The sequence below is a fragment of the Plesiomonas sp. ISS29 genome (assembly GCF_056522795.1).
Genome location: NZ_JAWRZQ010000001.1, coordinates 194,595 through 212,889, shown reverse-complemented (window position 1 = coordinate 212,889; position 18,295 = coordinate 194,595). Strand labels below are relative to the sequence as shown.

At 47.4% G+C, this 18,295-nt stretch carries 16 protein-coding genes and 1 riboswitch; of the genes, 14 read left to right on the top strand and 2 right to left on the bottom strand.

Features of this window, described 5'->3' with window-relative positions:
- The first annotated feature begins 5 nt into the window (after positions 1-5).
- The 7 genes from mutL to AC1HDJ_RS00865 all read left to right on the top strand — a co-directional run bounded on the left by mutL (position 6) and on the right by AC1HDJ_RS00865 (position 7,639).
- A complete protein-coding gene (gene mutL / locus AC1HDJ_RS00895) occupies positions 6-2,087 on the top strand; it encodes a DNA mismatch repair endonuclease MutL (protein WP_479536494.1) in 2,082 nt (693 codons plus the stop codon).
- Entirely contained in the window at positions 2,080-3,006 is a 927-nt protein-coding gene (miaA, locus tag AC1HDJ_RS00890; protein WP_479536492.1) for a tRNA (adenosine(37)-N6)-dimethylallyltransferase MiaA, read from the top strand. The genes mutL and miaA overlap by 8 nt, the downstream gene beginning before the upstream one ends.
- A 94-nt stretch (positions 3,007-3,100) precedes the next feature.
- On the top strand, positions 3,101-3,394 hold the full coding sequence (gene hfq, locus AC1HDJ_RS00885; RefSeq protein ID WP_479536490.1) for an RNA chaperone Hfq: 294 nt from the start codon (positions 3,101-3,103) through the stop codon (positions 3,392-3,394).
- A 23-nt stretch (positions 3,395-3,417) separates the two neighbouring features.
- Entirely contained in the window at positions 3,418-4,701 is a 1,284-nt protein-coding gene (gene hflX, locus AC1HDJ_RS00880; RefSeq protein WP_479536488.1) for a ribosome rescue GTPase HflX, read from the top strand.
- Between the two features lie 57 nt (positions 4,702-4,758).
- Positions 4,759-5,955: an FtsH protease activity modulator HflK gene (gene hflK / locus AC1HDJ_RS00875; protein ID WP_479537180.1), complete on the top strand. Its 1,197-nt coding sequence runs from the start codon at positions 4,759-4,761 to the stop codon at positions 5,953-5,955.
- A 2-nt stretch (positions 5,956-5,957) separates the two neighbouring features.
- Positions 5,958-6,863 (top strand): protease modulator HflC, encoded by a 906-nt coding sequence (hflC, locus tag AC1HDJ_RS00870; RefSeq protein WP_479536486.1) that lies wholly within the window; start codon positions 5,958-5,960, stop codon positions 6,861-6,863.
- Between the two features lie 89 nt (positions 6,864-6,952).
- Positions 6,953-7,639, top strand: a complete 687-nt coding sequence (locus AC1HDJ_RS00865) for a tetratricopeptide repeat protein (protein WP_479536484.1) — start codon at positions 6,953-6,955, stop codon at positions 7,637-7,639.
- A 122-nt stretch (positions 7,640-7,761) separates the two neighbouring features.
- On the opposite strand, the gene AC1HDJ_RS00860 is transcribed toward AC1HDJ_RS00865, so the two are convergent.
- Together AC1HDJ_RS00860 and hmpA are read right to left on the bottom strand one after the other, a co-directional pair.
- Positions 7,762-10,758 carry a YncE family protein gene (locus AC1HDJ_RS00860; protein ID WP_479536482.1) on the bottom strand — a complete coding sequence of 999 codons (2,997 nt, stop codon included), beginning with the start codon at positions 10,756-10,758 and terminating at the stop codon, positions 7,762-7,764.
- A gap of 259 nt (positions 10,759-11,017) precedes the next feature.
- A riboswitch (cyclic di-GMP riboswitch) is annotated at positions 11,018-11,144 on the bottom strand.
- 348 nt (positions 11,145-11,492) lie between these two features.
- Entirely contained in the window at positions 11,493-12,683 is a 1,191-nt protein-coding gene (hmpA, locus tag AC1HDJ_RS00855) for an NO-inducible flavohemoprotein (protein WP_479536480.1), read from the bottom strand.
- Positions 12,684-12,896: 213 nt separating this feature from the next.
- On the opposite strand from hmpA, the gene nsrR reads away from it, so the two are divergent.
- The 7 genes from nsrR to rplI all read left to right on the top strand — a co-directional run bounded on the left by nsrR (position 12,897) and on the right by rplI (position 18,269).
- Positions 12,897-13,325, top strand: coding sequence for a nitric oxide-sensing transcriptional repressor NsrR (gene nsrR / locus AC1HDJ_RS00850; protein WP_479536477.1), 429 nt, complete (start codon positions 12,897-12,899; stop codon positions 13,323-13,325).
- Between the two features lie 39 nt (positions 13,326-13,364).
- Positions 13,365-15,773 carry a ribonuclease R gene (rnr, locus tag AC1HDJ_RS00845; protein WP_479538087.1) on the top strand — a complete coding sequence of 803 codons (2,409 nt, stop codon included), beginning with the start codon at positions 13,365-13,367 and terminating at the stop codon, positions 15,771-15,773.
- A gap of 3 nt (positions 15,774-15,776) precedes the next feature.
- Positions 15,777-16,511, top strand: a complete 735-nt coding sequence (gene rlmB, locus AC1HDJ_RS00840) for a 23S rRNA (guanosine(2251)-2'-O)-methyltransferase RlmB (RefSeq protein WP_479536475.1) — start codon at positions 15,777-15,779, stop codon at positions 16,509-16,511.
- 317 nt (positions 16,512-16,828) lie between these two features.
- Positions 16,829-17,215 carry a 30S ribosomal protein S6 gene (rpsF, locus tag AC1HDJ_RS00835; RefSeq protein ID WP_438622150.1) on the top strand — a complete coding sequence of 129 codons (387 nt, stop codon included), beginning with the start codon at positions 16,829-16,831 and terminating at the stop codon, positions 17,213-17,215.
- Between the two features lie 8 nt (positions 17,216-17,223).
- On the top strand, positions 17,224-17,571 hold the full coding sequence (priB, locus tag AC1HDJ_RS00830; RefSeq protein ID WP_438622149.1) for a primosomal replication protein N: 348 nt from the start codon (positions 17,224-17,226) through the stop codon (positions 17,569-17,571).
- On the top strand, positions 17,546-17,773 hold the full coding sequence (rpsR, locus tag AC1HDJ_RS00825; RefSeq protein WP_438622148.1) for a 30S ribosomal protein S18: 228 nt from the start codon (positions 17,546-17,548) through the stop codon (positions 17,771-17,773). The genes priB and rpsR overlap by 26 nt, the downstream gene beginning before the upstream one ends.
- Before the next feature lie 43 nt (positions 17,774-17,816).
- Positions 17,817-18,269, top strand: a complete 453-nt coding sequence (gene rplI, locus AC1HDJ_RS00820; RefSeq protein ID WP_479536472.1) for a 50S ribosomal protein L9 — start codon at positions 17,817-17,819, stop codon at positions 18,267-18,269.
- The last annotated feature ends 26 nt before the right edge of the window (positions 18,270-18,295 follow it).

The window sequence follows — 18,295 nt, the reverse complement described above, 5'->3', positions numbered from 1 at the left end:
CAGCAATGGCAATTCAGATTTTACCCGCACAACTGGCGAACCAGATCGCGGCAGGGGAAGTGGTTGAACGCCCCTCCTCTGTGGTGAAAGAGCTGGTGGAGAACAGTCTGGATGCTGGCGCTACCCGTATCGATATTGATATTGATAAAGGCGGGGCGCAGCTGATCCGTATTCGTGATGATGGCTGTGGCATAAATAAAGCCGATCTAGCACTGGCGCTGGCCCGCCATGCCACCAGTAAAATTAGCTCACTCGACGATCTGGAAGCGATTGTCAGCCTCGGTTTTCGTGGTGAAGCGCTGGCCAGTATCAGCTCAGTCTCACGTTTGCTGATGACCTCGCGCACAGCCGATCAGCCAGAAGCATGGCAGGCCTATGCAGAGGGGCGGGATATGCAGGTCACGGTAAAACCGGCCGCGCATCCGGTCGGTACGACCCTTGAAGTGCGAGACCTGTTTTACAATACCCCCGCTCGCCGTAAGTTTCTGCGGACTGAGAAAACCGAATTTACCCATATTGACGAAGTGGTACGGCGGATTGCGCTGGCCCGCTTTGACGTGAGTTTTACCCTGCGTCATAACGGTAAAATGGTTCGCCAGTACCGTGCCGCCGCCACGCAAGAGCAAAAAGAGCGGCGTTTGGCGGGGATCTGCGGGCCGGCTTTTTTGCAGCATGCTGTAGCCGTTGAGTGGCAGCATGCTGAGTTGACTATCTCGGGGTGGGTCTGCTCGGCACAAGGCTCAAGGCAGCAAAATGATATGGCTTACAGCTATGTCAATGGCCGGATGATGCGCGATAAGCTGATTAATCATGCTATCCGTCAGGCTTATCAGACGCTGCTGCAAGAGGCCGAATATCCGGCCTTTGTGCTCTATCTGACACTCGCGCCGAATCAGGTTGATGTTAATGTACACCCAGCTAAGCATGAAGTGCGTTTTCATCAGGCCCGTTTGGTGCATGATTTTATCTATCAGGCGGTGCTGACTGCGCTGCAACATACCGTTGATGAGGCGGGATCTGTTATTCATCATGGTTTCGGGGATAATCAATCCGGTGCGGATTTATCATCTGATAACGCTTTGAGTTCAACACAATCGGTAAACCCGCCACAGACATTGGCAACCCCGCGCATTGCGGCGGGCAGCAGCCAATTTGCACCGGCGGTACAAGATGGGAAAACGAGCGCCAGCCAGCCGCACAGAGTCCCTTTTGATTCTCATGGCAGTGAGCAAAACGCGCAGCAATTACAGGAAGCAGCAGCCAGTTATCAGGCCACTAATCCGGCGGTCGAGCGCTTGTTTAGCCGCCAGCCAAACAGCAGCCATCCGCAGAAGCCCCTGAACCATCAGGTAAACCCTGATACACTGCGGCGTGAGTCTGCTGTATACGCCCGCTTGTTGCAGGCAGACTTGCCGCAGTCCACCGATCCGGAAACGGTGGCAACTCACACCCCCCAAAGAGCAGCGGGCGCGGTAACGGAACGCGCACTCTCTGATAGCACCTATCCGGTAGCACAATACAGCGCTCCGTCAAGCTCGCTCGGGCGTGCTTTGGCTATTGTGGCTGAGCAGTATCTGCTGGTTGAGCGTGCACAGGGCATCGGGTTGCTTTCATTGCCCCGAGCTGCGGCATGGCGTAAACAGGCACAGCTATTACCGAATGGTCAGCCGTTAAAAGCGCAACCGCTGTTAATCCCGTTAATGATGAAAGCAGATGCCGAGCAGTTGCAAGCTGCACAGCAACAGCAACCTCTTTTACAGCAGCTCGGTATTGATTTGCGTTGTAATGAGCGCAAGAAAATCACCGTACTGGCCGTACCATTACCGCTGCGGCATCACAACTTACAACAAATTATCCCCTTACTATTGAATAAATTACAGGCTGACCCAACGTTAACCATACCCGTATTGGTAGAGTGGTTGGTTGGTCAACTCAAGGAAGAGCAGGCACATTGGACACTGTCGCAAGCCGTTACATTGTTGGCTGATTTGGAGCTGTTATGCCCAGAAAAGCTGCGACAGCAGAGCCCGTTATTAATTAAACCTGTGGAACTTGAGGCGGCCATCACCGCATTACAGCATGACTAAATTACCTCCAGCACTCTTTTTAATGGGGCCGACCGCATCGGGTAAAACCGACTTGGCCATTCGGTTACGCCAGCACTTGCCGGTTGAAGTGATCAGCGTAGATTCAGCATTGATCTATACTGGTATGGACATTGGCACCGCAAAACCGTCGGCGGCAGAGTTGGCGCAAGCGCCACACCGTTTGATTGATATTCGCGATCCGTCACAGGCGTATTCGGCGGCTGATTTTCGGGCCGATGCGCTGCGTGAAATGGCTGAAATTACCGCTGCTGGTAAGATCCCATTACTGGTTGGTGGCACAATGTTGTATTTTAAAGCGCTGCTTGAGGGGTTGTCACCGTTACCGTCGGCAGACCTTAACGTACGGGCCGAGATAGAAAAAGCGGCGCAAATGCGCGGCTGGCAGGCATTGCACGCTGATTTACAGCGAATCGATCCGGTTTCTGCTGCTCGGATCCATCCAAATGATCCACAGCGTTTGAGCCGGGCATTGGAAGTTTTTGCAATTTCAGGTAAAACGTTAACAGAGCTGACACAGATTCAGGGGGATACACTCCCGTATCAAGTGCAGCAATTTGCAATTGCCCCGCCAACGCGTGAGCAACTGCATGAGAAAATTGCCATACGCTTTCAGCTAATGCTGGAAGCTGGGTTTGAACAAGAAGTAGGGAAGCTGTTCAAGCGCGGCGATCTTAACCCGGATCTGCCTTCGATCCGCTGTGTCGGTTATCGTCAAATGTGGGAATATTTGCGCGGTGATTACGATGCACAAGAGATGGCGTTCCGTGGGATTTGTGCCACTCGCCAACTGGCGAAACGGCAAATGACATGGTTGCGTAGCTGGGGTGATATCACCTGGCTAAATAGTGATAAACCGGAAGATGCGTTACAAATCGTCATCAAAGCTATTAGAGGTTAACTGATGGTTTGTGTACAATCCTCTATGCTCCCATGTGCACTATTAATTTAATTAAATCAATAATTGCAACAACAAACAAATAAGGAAAGATAAAATGGCTAAGGGGCAATCACTGCAAGACCCGTTCTTGAACGCACTGCGTCGCGAGCGCGTTCCTGTTTCTATCTATTTGGTTAACGGTATTAAACTACAAGGTCAAATTGAGTCATTTGATCAGTTTGTTATCCTACTTAAAAACACCGTCAGCCAGATGGTTTATAAGCACGCGATTTCTACTGTTGTTCCTGCTCGCCCTGTTTCGCATCACAGCAACAGTGGCCATACTGGCGCACCACATGGTCAGCCGGGCACAACCCCTATTCAGCAAGATTCCACTGACGCTGAATAACTTCAGCTTTAGGAGCCATTAGCTTGTTTGATCGTTATGAAGCTGGTGAACAGGCAATATTGGTGCACATCAATTTCCCGCAAGATCGGGATGTAGAGGATCTCCGGGAGTTCGAAAACCTGGTGTCCTCTGCGGGTGTTACGGCGATGCAGGTAATTACCGGCAGCCGCCGTACGCCGCACTCCAAATATTTCGTCGGCGAAGGTAAAGCCGAAGAGATCGCCGCTGCGGTTGCAGCAACCGGTGCATCGGTTATCCTGTTTAATCACACCCTATCCTCGGCTCAAGAGCGTAATCTTGAGCGTCTTTGTCAATGTCGGGTTATTGACCGTACGGGTCTTATTCTCGATATTTTCGCCCAGCGTGCTCGTACGCACGAAGGTAAACTTCAAGTTGAATTAGCGCAGTTGCGCCATCTTGCCACGCGTCTGGTTCGAGGGTGGACACACCTTGAGCGGCAAAAAGGCGGGATCGGCCTGCGTGGGCCGGGTGAAACACAACTGGAAACTGACCGCCGTCTGATTAAAGACAGGATCCGTTTGATCATCAATCGGTTGGATAAAGTGGCCAAACAGCGTCAGCAAGGGCGTCGTGCACGTAATCGTGCCGAGATCCCGACCGTATCGCTGGTGGGTTACACTAATGCCGGAAAATCGAGCCTGTTTAATACGATTACCTCTGCCGGTGTGTATGCCGCTGATCAGTTGTTTGCGACACTCGATCCGACCTTACGCCGGATTGATGTTACGGATGTTGGCGCCGTGGTGCTGGCAGATACGGTCGGATTTATCCGCCATTTGCCGCATGATTTGGTTTCCGCATTTAAAGCAACGCTGCAAGAGACACAAGAAGCTACACTGTTGCTGCATGTGATCGACGCAGCAGATCCACGCATGGATGAGAATATTCATGCGGTAAATCAAGTGCTACATGATATTGATGCCGGAGAGATCCCCGTATTGCTGATCATGAATAAAATTGATCAGCTAGAGGATGTTACCCCGCGCATAGCCCGCAACGATGAAGGCGTACCGACCCATGTATGGGTATCGGCGCAAACCGGTGCTGGCATGGAGTTAGTTTTTCAGGCGATCAGTGAACGCTTGGCGCAGGATATTGTGCAGCACCAGCTGCATCTGCCTCCGCGCCTGTGGCGATTGCGCAGCCGCTTCTACCAGATGGATGCGTTAACGGATGAGCGTGTCGATGAGCAAGATGGTAGCTTGTGGTTAACGGTTCGAATGCCAGCAGTAGATTGGCATCGCTTATGTAAGCAAGAGGCTGAACTCGAAAGCAGTGTTCAGTGAGCCTGCTCGCCTGAATTGTTGTGCCTGTGGCACGTTTTTTTGTTAATGGAGTAGATGATGGCGTGGAATCAGCCCGGTAATAACGGTCAGGACCGCGACCCTTGGAGTAACCGCAGTGGCGGACGTGACCAAGGGCCACCCGATCTGGACGATGTTTTTCGCAAACTGGGCAAAAAGTTCGGTGGCGGGAAAAAGAGTGGCGGTGATCAAAACAATAATGGCGACAACAAGCGGGTGACATTTTCCCCTCGTTTGATTGGCCTAGCAGTTGCTGCGGTTGTCATTGTATGGGGTGTGAGTGGTTTCTATACGATTAAGGAAGCCGAGCGTGGTGTGGTTACCCGTTTAGGTAAACTTAACCGTGTGGTTCAACCTGGCCTGAATTGGAAGCCTACCTTTATTGAATCGGTTACGCCGGTCAATATTGGTGCAGTACGCGAGCTTCCGGCGACTGGTTTTATGTTGACTCAAGATGAAAACGTGGTGCGCGTTGAGATGAACGTGCAGTATAAAGTGTCTGATCCGGCGCAATATCTGTTTAGTGTCCGTAATCCGGATGACAGCCTGCGTCAGGCTACTGACAGCGCCTTACGTTACGTTATTGGTCACACAAAAATGGATGATGTGCTGACCAAAGGGCGTGCCAAGGTTCGTCAAGATACCTGGGTTTTACTGGATCAAATTGTAGCGCCTTACAACATGGGGCTACAGATTATGGATGTTAACTTCCAGTCTGCCCGTCCGCCGGAAGAGGTGAAAGAGGCCTTTGACGATGCGATTGCTGCGCAAGAAGATGAACAGCGCTTTATCCGTGAAGCAGAAGCTTATGCTCGCGAAGTTGAACCGAAAGCGCGTGGTAACGTAAAGCGTGTTGAAGAAGAGTCACAAGCTTATAAGCAACGCGTGATCCTTGAATCAGAAGGTGATGCTGCCCGCTTTAACAAGCTGCTGCCTGAATATCAAGCCGCTCCACAGGTCACCCGTGAGCGTATGTATCTCGACACCATGGAAAAAGTGCTGGGTAACAGCAATAAAATTCTGGTGGATACCAACGGGAATAATCTATTGATGTTGCCTACCGATCAAATGCTGAAAAATAACGCCGATGCAACAACGGCTGCTGCCGCTGCTGCGGCAGTGACAACGTTACCATCAGTCAATGATGTTGGCCGTAACTCGGGTACTTACCAGACCAGTACGGATGGCCAGAACAGCCGCGTAGATAATGGACTTGATCGTCAGGGGAGATTCTAAGCATGAATAAGTTTGTGATCCCGGCGGTGATTGTCGCGGTACTGATCGGTTCTTCATCACTGTTTGTGGTGCCTGAAGGTGAACGCGGTATTATGCTGCGCTTTGGCAAAGTAAAGCGTGATAGCCAAGATGTAGTTCAGGTTTATAACCCGGGTCTGCACCTGAAAGCGCCGTTTTTTGACAGCGTAAAAATGCTCGATGCTCGCGTACAGACCATGGACGATCAGGCTGATCGTTTTGTTACCGCAGAGAAAAAAGACTTGATTGTTGATTCCTACGTAAAGTGGAAGATTCAGGACTTTGGCCGTTACTATTTATCAACCGGTGGCGGCAACATGCAACAAGCCGAAGCCTTGTTGAAGCGGAAAATCAGTGATCGTCTGCGATCTGAGATTGGTAGCCGTACGATCAAAGATATTGTCTCCGGATCGCGTGGCGAGCTAATGGATGATGCCCGTAACTCGCTCAATACCGGCGCTGATAGCGCATCAGATCTGGGTATCGAAGTGGTTGATGTGCGGGTTAAGCAGATTAACCTTCCGGCGGAAGTCTCTAACTCTATCTACCAGCGTATGCGTGCTGAACGTAATGCGGTAGCGCGTGAGCACCGTTCGCAGGGCCGTGAGCAGGCTGAGATCCTTAAAGCTGATGTGGATCGCCGTGTAACGGTGATGCAGGCAGAGGCGGAGAGTAAAGCTCGCAGTATGCGTGGTGAGGGTGATGCTACTGCCGCGAAGATCTATGCTGATGCTTACAATAAAGATCCAGAGTTCTACGCCTTTATGCGCAGCTTAAAAGCGTATGAAAACAGCTTCCGCGGTAAGCAAGATATGTTGGTGTTAAAGCCAGACAGCGATTTCTTTAAGTACATGAAAACGCCAGCCGCACAGCCTCAGGCGCAAAAATAAATAGTGTGGTTATTTCACACTGACAGGTTTGTATCCTGAATTTAGAAAAGGCTCTTCGGAGCCTTTTTTTATGGGTAAAGATCAGTGCTGTGCCGCCGATACAGCACTACAGCCAAGGGTATAAGGGGCTAACCGTGCAGTTGTGTTATGTGTCATTTTTACGGGGCGTATTGTTCCCGCTGTTGTTGCTGAGTGCTTGCAGTGTGCAGGCTGATGGTGGCGCACCGGTTGAAGTGTATGATCAAGAGAAATTGTTGCGGCAAATAGTCAGTGAGCAGCATTTACAACAGGTTCAGGCCGATCAGTGTCAGCTGGTTGAAGATATTGAGCTGCGTGCGCGTCAGGCGGAATATCCGGCGTATCAGTTTTTGTGGGGGGATATGCTCACTCAGGGTGTTTGTGTGCCACAAAACCCTGAATTAGGGTTGTATTACCTGCAAAAATCCGCGGAGCAGGCACTTCCTGCCGCCTTTTTACGCTTAGGGCAGTTTTACCGGCAAGGTCAATTTGTGCAGCAAGACAGTGAACGCGCGATACGCTATCTGCGTGAAGGGGCGAGTTTAGGCAGTGTGTCGAGCAGGATTGCGCTGGCACAAATGCTGGTGGCCAATCAGGGTAGCCCGCTCGATTATGAAGCGAGTTATCGCTGGTTATCCGAAAGCATTACTGCAGATACAGCGCAGCATCAGGTGATTGCTAGCTTACGGCAAAAACTAGCCGCCAAAATGCCGGGCAATATTATTCAGCGTTCCACCAAACAGCGTGGGTTTTGGTGATGCCTGAATGTTGGGTGAATGTCTTGATGTTGTTACGTGGATGATAGAGTAAAAGTACAGTGATAAATTGGCCTGCTGTATAGCAGGCCAAGAGTTAAGGGTTATTGCTCTTTTAGATTTGATTAACGGGTACGGTAATCAGCCCATGAGCTGGAGAAAATCCAGCGAACGCCGTTAGACCAGTATATTTCAGGTTGCTGCACACACTGATTTTTTTCATTTATAAAACCGACACCGTAAAAGTTAGCCTTGGTCAGGCTACATAATGCTTTGCCATTATAGGTTGTTATTGGTTCTTGCTTATTTTTTTCATTATAGGCAGAGAGCCACTCAAATTGGTTAATCGATGATTGGAAATTAACTTTTTCACCATCGGCTTTACGATAACTGATATCTTTACCGCCAGTACAACGGAACTGATTATCATCGATTTGCTCAACATAGCCGTGTAGTGTTGTTTGCTGAGTATCATCAACAAAGTTAAAGCGGCATACATATTCTGCTTTATCATTGATAGTCAATGTCGAAAGCATCATTCGTTCTTGGTTATTCAGTGCTTCAGGTGTGAAGCTTGGCGTATGCTTAAACCAGCCTTGTGGCATATCAGAGAATGTCATAAAGTATTCATCGAGTTTGTTCATGTGCAAATTACTACGATGTTTACGTTTGTTGTGATCAACATTTACTGCAAGGTATTTAGCATTCTCTTCTTTATGGATAGCAGTAATATTATCATCCATATACGGTAAGTCACCTTTACGGATGTGATAATTAGCCAGTGCGGTAATTAATGGCTGCCATCCATTAGAACCGTTAGCAAAGCTAGTCTCATGATGATAGGTATTTTTACCGTCAAATCCGTGCCCGAATTCATGCGCAATAATACCCCAAGAACCATAATAGTGCGTGTAGAACATCCAGGTATCAACACCAGTGATATGCTGATTACCTAATCCTCCACCTATAATAGTCACACCAAGATTTACAGTATCTCGGTTCATTAACCCATCATAATAATATTGGTAATCTTCTGGTGTGAAATAGCCATTAGGCTGGGTTACCGCTCCCGCTGCACCATTCATATTGTAGCCATATATTTTTTCAAAATTAAACCAAACATGTTTGAATTCATCTTGTGAAACCATATAGGCGAAGTTAGTCATTATTGCTAACCACTCACGAGCATAAACGGGATTCATTTTTACCCATTTAGCATCATTATTTTTTGCAAAAATAACTTTCCAGCTTGGTTTTAGGCGTGATAATGTTTTGGCGAACTCATCTGTTGCTGAACTAAAGCGGTGTGAAAGGAGTGCATTGAGATCAACATCACTTTTGAATAGCTCATAGAGATCAAAAACACCGTCATTATTTACACTATTCAATCGGCCATTTTTAGCTAGTTGATCCAATGAAATATTGATTTGTGCGTAGGCAGGTATTTTATCAATATTGGTTAATGTAAACCACTTATCAATGCCATTAACTTTAAGCTCAATATTAATATCTTTTAGCTCTTTTGCTGCATAATTAGTAATTTGAACTGTATTGTTTTCAAGAATTTCAGTTTTAACTAATGAGTTGATGTTTACAGAACGAAGTTCTGGATTCGTTAGTGTTTCAAAACTCTCATTATTACCCAAGACATAAGAGACTGACGTTGGCATCAGGCTATCAAACTTTATATGGCTAACAGTTTCTTTTTGGTCTTTTAAAAATTTAACTTTATTGTTAATGATGTTATAAACCGAGATATCACCTTTGGTTAAAGTGACTAGCTTGTCATCAGTTTGTTTGAAATCTCTGAAGTTGGTGTTTGCTTTATCTAATCCAGAAATAGCGTTTAACTCGTTTTCAAAAATAAAGTCATTAGCAATAAAATCTTTTGCATCATAATAACTTATTTTATTATTGGTATATACAGCAAAGGTATTGTTGTTTAAATCAATTTTTGATATTTTATTTGCAACTATTTTCTCTGGCTGTAGTCGTTCGCCGGTAGTAGCAGATACAGCAACCTTCTTCAGATCATAAACATAATAATTTTTATTTGATGTATTAACTATTAGGTAATCATCAATAATATGCATTTGATTTGAAGCATAAATATTTTGGCTTTCAAATTGCAAATAAGCATGTTTTTTGAGATTAAAACTATTTTCAGTTTTAATCTCATCTTGTAGATAGATGGATATCTTGTCTGAAATATCTTTAACAGCAATGTACTGATTGTTAGCCGCAACAGCTTGTGCATGAACAAGAACTAAGTCACCTTGTCCGCTCCATGAACCATTGCCTAATGACATCACATATTTATCATTATTATCCATATCAAAAATATCAACACGGTTTGATGATAATGATGAAACGTATAAGAAATTATTGTATTTACTGATTTCAGTAATACGATTGTATGGGCTTACTGCACCATTTTGGATTGCACCCTGAATTGTATTAGTCAGCTCTAATGTGTTGGCATCAAAAACATTTATATACCCTAGGTTGGTATCTTGGCTGACATAAATTTTATCTTTATACACTTCAACTGCACTGCTTGAAAATTCAGAAAGGTTAACTTGTTCTGGTTTTATTTTTTTAACTCTCTCAAAAACTCGTTGTTCAGAATCAAAATTATTTACTGAACAAGAGGCTGTTTCTATTACTAGATGTTCTAATCCATTATTGGTTAACGTCCCCTTCGGGAAATACTCAATAAGGCAGCCATTACCGTAGTCATAGTTGCCAAATAATTTATTAACGGCAACCATTCCGCCTTGGAACATGGTTAACTCCCAATCATCAGAGATGAAATCAAACATATTTCGCATGTATGATTCATCACTCCAGTGACGAATAGGAATAATAGGGAAGTTTTTAGCATTGACTTCATATTTCAAGCCATTAACGTTGATGTAGCGTTTTCCATTCTCTTGTAAAATATTATTTTCGTTTGATGCTAACTGTCTAATCTCTTCGAGTTTATTATTGATTTGCGTGTAGATGCTTTCATAGGTTGTTTTAAAGTGTTGTTGCTCTGCATTAACGATATTGGCTTTTGCATGTATAGGGCTGGTGACAAATAATGCACTCATCAAAAGTGGTAATGTTTTTAGCTTCATAGAATAATCATCCATAAATTAATAGTAATAAATATAGAGATCTATTTCATGCACCTTGAAGGGATGAATAATAGGTGAATATTATTTTTATCGATGAAACCCTATTAATAGAACGGACTACCATTCATATAGGTAAGAATGATTCTATTAATAAGGTTAGCGTGCGTGAATACGTGCGTGTTAGATACGCACGTATTCACTAATGCATTGGGTTTCATACTTATGGCAGGTAAAGTTTGTAATCAGCATACTTATCTCTCTTGGTAACCCCGCTATCTTTGACTTAACACACACCTATCTATCCTATTCTATTTAGGCGATGTATTTTGTCCGAAGACCGGAAGCTTTGCGTCCTGACTTTTCAGTACAGTTTGCCATTTCATATCATTAAGTTACTTATTAACTAAACCTAAAAATAGAAGAGGTGGTGTTAATCAGTAAGTGTGGTGTACTGCATACAGTAATTAGCAGACAATAAATCATCGCTTATCTTTACAATGATCTTTTGTGTAATAAATACAGTTTCGATGTATTGATTAACAATAATGTATGATTTATTCACTGTACAGTTGATACCTAGCGATACACACAAGTAAGTATACATAGTGTTACGTTTATTTCAAATCAAGGCGTCACATTTTTGCGGTTACACAAAAATGCCATAACATAAATAGAGATAAAAAAAGAGCACTCGATGAGTGCTCTGATGGCTGTAAGCAGTAGAGTGGGAAAAATTAAAGCACTTTGTGTGGGCCAAAACACTCATAGTGAATACGGCTGGCATCAACACCCCAGCCTTGTAGTGTTTGGCCAATATGCTGCATAAAGCCTAGCGGGCCACAGAAGTAGTACTGCATATCGCGTGTATCTAGCGTGCTGCGCAGAGCTTGCAGATCAACTAAACCCTGATATTGGTAATCTTCACCCGGTAGATCCTGCGCGGTAGGTTGGTTATACCAAACATGGCGGCTGATATGGCTGTGCTGTGCTGCTTGTGCGTTAATATCCGCGGCAAAGGCGTGATGTTTGCCATTTTCAGCTGCGTGGATCCAGTGAATATCAGCGCTGTGCTGCTGCTGAATCAGCGTATTAAACATACTCAGCATTGGGGTTAAACCCACACCGCCGGAGATCAGTGCGACCGGGGTATGCGCCTCGGTTTGCAGGAAGAAATCACCGTACGGCATGGCCAGTTCAACCACATCACCCACTTGCGCTTCGTTATGCAGATACGGTGAAACCTTACCGCCCTCTTCGCGTTTTACTGCAATGCGGTAGGTTTTGCCGTTTGGCGCGTCAGATAAAGAGTACTGGCGAATTTCACGATACTCAAAAGAGGCAGGGCGCAGATATACCGCCAGATATTGGCCCGGTAAATAATCAGCAACAGGTTGGCCGTCAACCGGCGCAAAAACAAAACTGGTGATCACATCGCTCTCTTGGCGTTTCTCAACCAGTGTAAAAGCACGCGTGCCGACCCAGCCGCCGTTTTGCGTTGAACGCTCTTGGTAAATCGCCGCTTCGCGCCCGATAAAAACATCAGCCAACACCTGATACGCTTTACCCCAAGCATCCAACACTTCCTGACCTGGGTTAAACAGTTCACGGATAGTGGCCAGCAAATGCTCGCCAACAATCTGATATTGCGCCGGTTGGATATTAAAGCTGGCATGCTTTTGCGCAATTTTTTCTACTGCGGGCAGCAGGGCTGCCAGATTTTCGATGTTATTGGCATAGGCAACAATCGCATTAAACAGAGCTTCACGCTGACGACCGCTAGATTGATGTGCCATGTTAAAAATATCTTGCAGCTCAGGGTGATGAGAAAACATCCGATCATAAAAATGTGCGGTCAGTTTCGGGCCTGTCTCTGCCAGTAGCGGAGCCGTTGCTTTTACAATGGCGATAGTTTGGGTATCTAACATAGTCAGTTGTCACTCTTTAAATTGGGATTATCATCTTGTTGTTATAAGTTGTATATTAAATGCACCTTTATAGTCAACCAGAAATGTTAAAAATAAGCGCTATCTGACAGCTTAATTTGTGGCACAGTGCAGAACAAAAACAACGATAATAGAGCAATGCAGTCGCCTGATTATCGATATAGCCCCTGTATTTTTCGTGGTGGAGAGCTTTGAGTGCAATTAACGAGTTTTACTGATTATGGCCTAAGAGCACTGATTTATATGGCCTTATTACCGGAAGGAAAACTGACAAATATCAGTGAAGTCACCCAAGCATACGGTGTTTCACGTAACCACATGGTTAAGATTATCAATCAGCTCGGTCACATGGGGGTGGTTGAGGCGGTGCGCGGTAAAAATGGCGGTATTCGGCTTGGCAGGCCGGCAGAGCAAATCTGTGTGGGGGATGTGGTGCGCGGCCTTGAGCCGATGCAACTGGTGAACTGTAGCAGTGAATTTTGCCACATTACACCGGCCTGCCGTTTGAAGCAGATTCTGGCAGATGCCGCTGCGGCATTTTTGGCGGAGTTGGATAAGTACACACTGGCCGATTTAATCAGCCAAAACTTGCCGTTACGTCAGCTGTTACACTTGCCGGAATAGGGTATACTCGAGGTTACCCTCCTCAACCGGACAGTTATTATGTCGCAGGATCCATATCTGGAAAGAGAAGCCGAGAAATACGAGCATCCGATCCCGAGTCGAGAATTCATACTGGCTCACCTTGCCGAGCGCCATGCACCTGCAAGCCGTGAAGAGTTGAGCCGTGAACTGGGTCTGACTGATGAAGAATCATTAGAAGGCCTGCGTCGTCGCCTACGCGCCATGGAGCGTGATGGTCAACTGGTTTTCACCCGTCGCCAATGTTATGCCCTGCCTGAGCGCCTTGATATGGTGCGCGGTACCGTGGTCGGGCATCGCGATGGTTATGGTTTCTTGCGTGTTGAAGGGCAAAAAGACGATCTTTTCTTGCCTAACGATCAAATGCGTCAAGTCCTGCATGGTGATGTGATCCTAGCCCAACCGATGGGGCTTGATCGTCGTGGTCGTCGTGAAGCCCGTATCGTGCGGGTTGTCGAACCGCGTAAAGCCCAGATCGTTGGCCGCTATTTTATGGATCAGGGGCTCGGCTTTGTCGTTCCCGATGATAACCGTATTAGCCAAGATATCATGATCCCGCCAGACGACAGCAATGGTGCGCGCATGGGCCATGTTGTGGTGGTCGAGCTGACTCAGCGCCCGGGTAAGCGGATCAATGCCGTTGGCCGCGTGGTCGAAGTGCTGGGTGAAAACATGGCACCGGGCATGGAGATTCAAATTGCCCTGCGTAACCATGATATTCCGCATACTTGGCCGGAAGCCGTTGAAAAGCAGGTTAGCAAGTTAAAAGAACAAGTGCCGGAAGAGGCTAAACGCGGTCGAATTGACCTGCGTGATCTACCGTTAGTCACCATTGACGGCGAAGATGCCCGTGACTTTGACGATGCTGTTTATTGCGAAAAAATTGCCTCCGGTGGTTGGCGGCTATGGGTTGCTATCGCCGATGTGAGCTACTATGTTCGCCCGAAAACTGCATTAGATACCGAAGCCCGTAATCGGGGTACATCAGTTTACTTCCCATCACAAGTCATCCCGATGCTGCCGGAAGTGCTCTCGAACGGATTATGTTCACTCAATCCGCAAGTTGATCGCCTGTGTATGGTCTGCGAAATGACCATCTCACCACGCGGTAAGCTCTCATCCTACACCTTCTATGAAGCGGTAATGAACTCTCATGCCCGTCTGACTTACAACAAAGTCTGGCGTATGCTGGAAGGCGATGAAGAGCTGCGTGAACACTACGCGCCACTGGTGCCGCATCTTGAAGAGCTGTATGGCTTGTACAAAATGCTGCGTAAAAACCGTGAGCAGCGCGGCGCGATTGATTTTGAAACCCAAGAGACACAATTTATCTTCAATGCCGATCGCCGTATTGAGCGAATTGTACCGTTAGTTCGCAATGATGCGCACAAGATCATCGAAGAGTGCATGATCTTAGCAAATATCTCTTCAGCCCGTTTCATGGAGAAATACCAAGAACCGGCACTTTACCGCGTGCACGATCTGCCGGGTGAAGAGCGTCTAACCGGTTTTCGCAGCTTCTTGGGCGAGTTAGGCCTAAGTTTGACCGGCGGATTAAAACCAGAGCCGGCCGATTACGCTAAACTGATGGATGATATCAGTGAACGTACCGATCGAGAGCTGATCCAGACCATGCTGCTGCGCTCGATGAAGCAGGCAATTTATGATCCAGAAAACCGCGGTCACTTTGGTTTGGCGTTGGAAGCCTACTCGCACTTTACCTCACCGATTCGCCGCTATCCGGATCTGTCACTGCATCGTGGCATTAAATATCTGTTAGCCAAGCAAGCCGGTGAATCGAAAGAGCGCTGGACAAACAGCGGTGGCTGGCACTATCTCGACAGCGATATGGATCAGCTTGGTGAGCACTGCTCGATGTGCGAGCGCCGTGCCGATGATGCAACGCGTGATGTCTCTGACTGGCTCAAGTGTGAATACATGCAAGACCATGTCGGCGAAGAGTTCCGCGGCGTGATTGCGGCTGTTACCGGCTTTGGTTTTTTTGTCCGGCTTGATGAGCTGTTCATTGATGGCTTAGTGCATGTCTCTTCACTGGCGAACGATTACTACCAGTTTGATGCGGTAGGTCAGCGCCTGATCGGTGAGAACATGGGCAACATCTATCGTTTAGGCGATGGTGTGAAAGTCAAAGTCAGCGCCGTTCATCTCGATGAGCGTAAAATTGACTTTGAATTGCTGGAAACCGATCGTCAGCCACGTGGTGCGGGAAAAACAGCCCGTAACGCACTGAAAAATGGCGGAGAAAAGCGTACCGGCAATAAAAAATCAGGGCGCTCAAATGCCGGTAAACCGGTGTTTAATCTGCCAAAAGATGCAGAGGGTCGTGGCCCGAAAAAACCAAAAATTAACCGCTCCGACAAGCCAAAAGCTGGCGGCGCTAAGAAACCGAACCGAAAGAAGAAACAATAATCCATGAGTGATGTGATTTTCGGCATTCATGCCGTCAAATCGTTGCTGGAATCAGATCCAGAGCGATTTATCGATGTATTTATCCTCAAAGGCCGTGAAGACGAGCGTATGCGTCCGCTGCTCAATGAGCTGCGCCGCGTTGGTGTGAGCATTCAGCTGGCTAACCGTCAGGTGCTTGATGCCAAATCCGAAGGTGCGGTGCACCAAGGTATTGTGGCGCGAGTCACCGAAGGTAAGCAGTACGATGAGCACGACTTAAGCGATCTGCTGGATAAAACCACGACCCCGTTTTTACTGATCCTCGATGGTATCACCGATCCGCACAACCTTGGCGCGTGTTTACGTAGCGCCGATGCTGCCGGAGTACACGCCGTGATTGCCCCGCGTGACCGCTCAGCCAAGCTGAACTCGATTGCCCGTAAAGTGGCCTGTGGTGCTGCTGAGCATGTTCCGCTGATCAGCGTGACTAACTTGGCACGTACTATGCGTGCGCTGCAAGAGCGTGGCATCTGGTTGGTCGGTACTGCCGGTGAAGCTACCCATGACCTATACCAGAGCAAGCTTAACGGCCCGATGGCACTGGTGATGGGCGCAGAGGGCGAAGGTATGCGCCGCCTAACGCGTGAACATTGTGATGAGCTCATTAGCATCCCGATGGCTGGTACTGTCTCTTCACTGAACGTTTCGGTAGCAACCGGCATCTGCCTGTTTGAAGCCGTGCGTCAGCGCAAAGCGTAACAGCGCTTCACGGTTACCGGCCCTCATTGGCCGGTAACACCGAATACGGCTGGCTGTGGATGTAAATACCGTTGATGTAAATACTGCGGTGTAAACTATTACCGCCACTGTTAGCCGTTTCTTTACAGTTTTCCCGTTCCGCACGCCTGATAAGCCGCCGTCTAATTCAGCGATTTACGCGAATATTCTTGTATTCCCTGCTGGGGTTAAGTACACTTCGGCGGCTTAAATTCAGTCGTACTTTGAAATCGTTCCTTGCTTCCGCGGGCTGACGACTGACCCGGATCGGAGGCTGAATAATCCGTAAGGAGCAATTGATGCGTCATTACGAAATCGTATTTATGGTTCATCCTGACCAAAGCGAACAGGTTCCAGGCATGATCGAGCGTTACACTGGCTCAATCCAAGCTGTAGGTGGCACAATCCACCGTATGGAAGACTGGGGCCGCCGTCAACTGGCTTACCCAATCAACAAATTGCACAAAGCTCACTACGTTCTGATGAACGTTGAAGCTACGCAAGAAGTGATTGACGAGCTGGAAACTAACTTCCGCTACAACGACGCTGTAATCCGTAACCTGGTTATGCGTACTAAGCATGCAGTCACCGAAGCGTCACCAATGGCTAAAGCGCGTGAAGAACGTCGTGATCGTCGTGACGAATTCGCTGGTGCTGACGATAGCGCAGAGGAAGCTGCTGAGTAATTATCGCTATGACAGCTAATCGTCTGGTGTTGTCGGGCACAGTGTGCAAGATACCCAAGCGGTCAGTCAGCCCCGCCGGAATACCGCACTGCCAGTTTGTGCTTGAGCATCGCTCAGAACAACAGGAAGCCGGTTTTTCCAGACAAGCCTGGTGCCGAATGGTCGTGGTTGTCAGTGGGCAGGCGTCACAAGCCAATACTCACAGATTAGCGGTTGGCAGCAACCTGATGGTTACCGGTTTTATTACCCATCATCAGACCCGCAACGGACTAAATCAATTAGTGTTGCATGCCGAGCAGATCGAATTTATAGATTCAGGAGACAAGCCACATGGCACGTTATTTCCGTCGTCGTAAGTTCTGCCGTTTTACAGCGGAAGGCGTTCAAGAGATCGACTACAAAGATACCTTCACTCTGAAGAACTACATTACCGAAAGCGGCAAGATTGTTCCTAGCCGTATCACAGGTACTCGTGCTAAGTACCAGCGTCAGCTGGCACGCGCTATCAAGCGTTCACGTTACCTAGCTCTGCTGCCGTATACTGATGGTCATCAGTAATAGGCTGCTGTCTGTATTTTAAGACTCTAAAGAGGACACGGTAATGGAAGTTATTCTGCTTGATAAAGTTGCAAACCTGGGTAGCCTTGGTGACAAGGTAAACGTTAAGGCTGGTTACGCTCGTAACTATCTGGTACCTCAGGCTAAAGCAGTGATGGCAACTAAGAAGAACATCGAGTTCTTCGAAGCTCGTCGCGCTGAATTAGAAGCCAAACTGGCTGAAACCCTGATTGCAGCCGCAGCACGTGCAGAGACTCTGACTGCACTGGCGCGCGTAACTATCACCTCTAAAGCGGGTGACGGTGGCAAGCTGTTCGGTTCTATCGGTACTCGCGATATCGCTGATGCCGTAACCGCAGCAGGCGTTGAAGTTTGTAAGAGCGAAGTTCGTCTGGACAATGGTGCTCTGCGCACCACTGGCGAGCACGACATTCGCTTCCAACTGCACGGTGAAGTTTTCGCTACTGTAGTTATCAGCGTAGAAGCTGAAGCATAATTGTTTCGCTTTCTTGCTTAAGAAAA